Raw genomic sequence first — 2,841 nt, 5'->3', positions numbered from 1 at the left:
CTCCTTGTGTCATGGTAGACAACGACGATTGAAGCCACTGATTGGGTTCCAATGCTTGATTGGCATTGTGGATGATCTTCTAATTTATAAAAGTAAAATATATTTACTATTATGATTTACCATGATTTACTATTGACATGTCTATCCGCCACGCTACATTGCACCAACTCAAAATCTTCGCTGCCGTAGCTCGACACACAACCGGACTGGAAGGCAGCCCTACGCGCTGCAGGCAAAGCCGCGCAGGCGGAAACCTACCAGAGGGAAACCCTGAACTTTGAATCGCCGGATGTGTTCCTGGGCCGACTGACCGCGTTACGATGGTCGCTGGTACGCCAGATCATGGGTGCGGGGGAAGTGTCCATCAGGGAACTGACCCGGCGGGCAGGCCGGGATGTGCGTCCTGATGGAGTATTTCGCTGAGATGGACCTTGGTGCTGGCCAAGGTATAAGTTGCCATATCGGAAGTGCAAACGTCAACAATTGAGCAGAACGGCAAAACGTAATAAAATAGCACCCCGCCCAGGTGGCGAAATCGGTAGACGCAAGGGACTTAAAATCCCTCGGCTTATGCCGTGCCGGTTCGAGTCCGGCCCTGGGCACCACATTTAAAATCAAATGGAATAGAGAACCCCGACGAGTGAGGTCGATTAAACCACGGTATTCTCGTATTTCTTTCTGTCAAAAACCGGGGGCGGTCTCTGCTTTCGCGCACGGCGTCAGCGAATAGCCTTCCGGCATCAAGTTTTGCTCACCAAGCCATTGGAGCGTAACGCGCATGGCTTGCTCGACCAGATGGATGGCTTCCTGGGCATCGTCGACATCGTACAATTCGAACGGTGACATTTCGCTGGGTGATGCATCCGGATATCGGGAAACCGTATAGAAGTTGTCCAGCGGTACCGCATATTCCGCGCGAAGCGTATTGCTAAGGTCTTGCACGGAATGAGACCTTGGTATTGCGCCCTTTAGCAGGATGATGGCACCCTTAAAAAGTTTTTCGGCAGACTGCTGCGAGAAAAAACAGGACTGTGCAAAGCTGCCGCCGTCCCTTAGTTGTCTTGCCGCCACCAGATCGGAACCAGACTGTTTTAGCCAGCGCACAGCGTCAAGTTGTTGGGCGCTAACGTTCATAGATAGCCTCCTTCTCGTGCCATAACCGCACGAAGAAATGATTTCCGGCTGCTATTTTTTGTTGTATTTCGCCCCGTGTCATGGCGATGATGTCGCAGTGGAACGGTACGTCCGCCTCATCACAGACGTCGCCAATGAGGCGAAGCCGCTCCTTGAAGGGCAAGTCTGTTTTTGTCGAGCCCATCTCGACCAGGATATCAATATCCGAACTTGCTGATGGCTCTCCACGCGCCACGGATCCGAATATCCAGACATGGTTTGGATCCAGTTTGTTTTTCAGCAAAGGAACAATCCGCACTGTCGCCGCATTGCGCATACTGCGTGCCTGATTTTGTGCTTGCAGTCGAATCCGATCCCCAGCCAACATGGCGATATTTCCTTATCCGCTCGAAGGTGCGCTCTCAGTTTGCAAACAAGATAGACCCGTAATGGCTGGCCTGTCAAAAACCAGAGGCCCTGCAGGGCGCCCGTAATGCCCTGCACGGATGTGTCCATCAATTCGTCGGCCAGCAGCAGGTCACTCAGATGCGCGGGGACGGATTGCCTGCCGTCCACAAGGCGGTGAGCGGAGCGGGAGTTTATGGGGAAGGCGGGGCGGCGCAATTGAATAATGTCGCACCCTGCATCATACTCATGGCCCATGAACGTTCAAGAAACTGTAGACAGTTTACGCAAAGTTCTGGAAAGCGTCATCGCTCCCGGCGTGGAATCTTTGCGCCTGCGGCTTGACGCGCTGGAAAGGGATCTGCAGGAGAATGGACAGAGCATCGACCGTCTGGATGCCCGCGTGGATCGTCTCACCGGAAGAATGGAAGAAGGGTTCTCCCGCATGGATGCCCGTATCGATACCTTGAGCTCAAGTATCAATGCCCGAGTGGATCACCTGACCGAACGCATGGAAGATGGCTTTTCCCGCATGGATACCCGGCTGGACGCCCTCACTTCCGCCATTCTGAACATGTGACAACCAAGCTATCGCCTGCCTTGACCCCAAGCATGTCTGCATGTGAAGGTGGGCAACGCCGCAACATAAAAAAGACCCGCCGTTTCTTCAATAGCGGATCAATCGGGGGGATAAAACAAGCCTTACCACGTTACATTCTTTAACAATATAAACAGATAGCTATTATGAGGTTATCCGTCGCCAGATGGACTATTTTCTGTCTTCTTTAAAACACGGAGTCGATCTTCATTGGCCACTTCTTTTAATACCCACCAGAAGTACATGCTTAAAAACACCACCGGAAACACGATGTATCCCGTCAACCAGAAGAACGTCGGATTATCCGCTCCAGCTGGAATAACAAACGACAAATGTGACATATCCATTATTTTACCCTCGGTCTAATTTGATAATCTATAACCAAATTACGCGATATAGAAGACGATAAAAAAGGCTACCCAGAGGATAACTATCCCCCTCCAGTAGGTGAGAACATTATACGATACCCAACGCTCTGCCTTGGCTCGATCAGGTGTACGGGATATTTTCATGATGCTTGCCAGTAACGCCAGGATCCCCGCCACGAAGTGCACCAGAAACCATAAGCTGGTAATATCGTAAATCCCGCCATAACCACTACCGATGCTTAACGTGGTCCAGCTGTAGACTATTCCGCCAATCATTACCAAGGAGATGACAAGCAGGGTGGCCAAATTGCCAATAATACCGCCATCATCGCCCTGATCCAGCTTCTTACGCGCAAC

The 2,841-nt window shown here is 51.3% G+C and carries 4 protein-coding genes, 1 tRNA gene and 2 pseudogenes; 3 read left to right on the top strand and 4 right to left on the bottom strand.

The window, feature by feature from the left end:
- Positions 1-267: 267 nt before the first annotated feature.
- Together HF921_RS13760 and HF921_RS12035 are read left to right on the top strand one after the other, a co-directional pair.
- Positions 268-423: pseudogene (locus HF921_RS13760) on the top strand (HVO_A0114 family putative DNA-binding protein); the annotation flags it as partial.
- Between the two features lie 97 nt (positions 424-520).
- A tRNA-Leu gene (locus HF921_RS12035) sits at positions 521-605 on the top strand.
- A gap of 76 nt (positions 606-681) precedes the next feature.
- Here the strand turns inward: HF921_RS12035 and HF921_RS12030 are convergent.
- Together HF921_RS12030 and HF921_RS12025 are read right to left on the bottom strand one after the other, a co-directional pair.
- A complete protein-coding gene (locus HF921_RS12030; protein ID WP_215892984.1) occupies positions 682-1,134 on the bottom strand; it encodes a HEPN domain-containing protein in 453 nt (150 codons plus the stop codon).
- Entirely contained in the window at positions 1,124-1,501 is a 378-nt protein-coding gene (locus HF921_RS12025; RefSeq protein WP_064219639.1) for a nucleotidyltransferase domain-containing protein, read from the bottom strand. Before HF921_RS12025 ends, HF921_RS12030 begins: the two co-directional genes overlap by 11 nt.
- Before the next feature lie 273 nt (positions 1,502-1,774).
- Between HF921_RS12025 and HF921_RS12020 the strand changes: the two genes are divergently transcribed.
- Positions 1,775-2,098: a hypothetical protein gene (locus HF921_RS12020; RefSeq protein ID WP_226834570.1), complete on the top strand. Its 324-nt coding sequence runs from the start codon at positions 1,775-1,777 to the stop codon at positions 2,096-2,098.
- Positions 2,099-2,268: 170 nt separating this feature from the next.
- Here HF921_RS12020 and HF921_RS12015 read toward each other — a convergent pair whose 3' ends face one another.
- Positions 2,269-2,463: a cytochrome C oxidase subunit IV gene (locus tag HF921_RS12015; protein ID WP_215892986.1), complete on the bottom strand. Its 195-nt coding sequence runs from the start codon at positions 2,461-2,463 to the stop codon at positions 2,269-2,271.
- 39 nt (positions 2,464-2,502) lie between these two features.
- Positions 2,503-2,841, bottom strand: a pseudogene (locus tag HF921_RS12010) (cytochrome C oxidase subunit III); the annotation flags it as partial.

The sequence above is a fragment of the Acidithiobacillus ferriphilus genome, from assembly GCF_018854775.1.
In the GTDB taxonomy this organism is placed as follows: domain Bacteria; phylum Pseudomonadota; class Gammaproteobacteria; order Acidithiobacillales; family Acidithiobacillaceae; genus Acidithiobacillus; species Acidithiobacillus ferriphilus.
The sequence above is the reverse complement of the archived record's forward strand: the minus strand, read 5'-3'. Positions and strand labels throughout refer to the sequence as shown.

What these genes read in the sequence shown, in the direction of transcription:
- HF921_RS12015 (WP_215892986.1), bottom strand. Translation starts at nt 2,463, where the DNA reads ATGGATATGTCACATTTGTCGTTTGTTATTCCAGCTGGAGCGGATAAT.
- HF921_RS12025 (WP_064219639.1), bottom strand. Translation starts at nt 1,501, where the DNA reads ATGTTGGCTGGGGATCGGATTCGACTGCAAGCACAAAATCAGGCACGC.
- HF921_RS12020 (WP_226834570.1), top strand. Translation starts at nt 1,775, where the DNA reads ATGAACGTTCAAGAAACTGTAGACAGTTTACGCAAAGTTCTGGAAAGC.
- HF921_RS12030 (WP_215892984.1), bottom strand. Translation starts at nt 1,134, where the DNA reads ATGAACGTTAGCGCCCAACAACTTGACGCTGTGCGCTGGCTAAAACAG.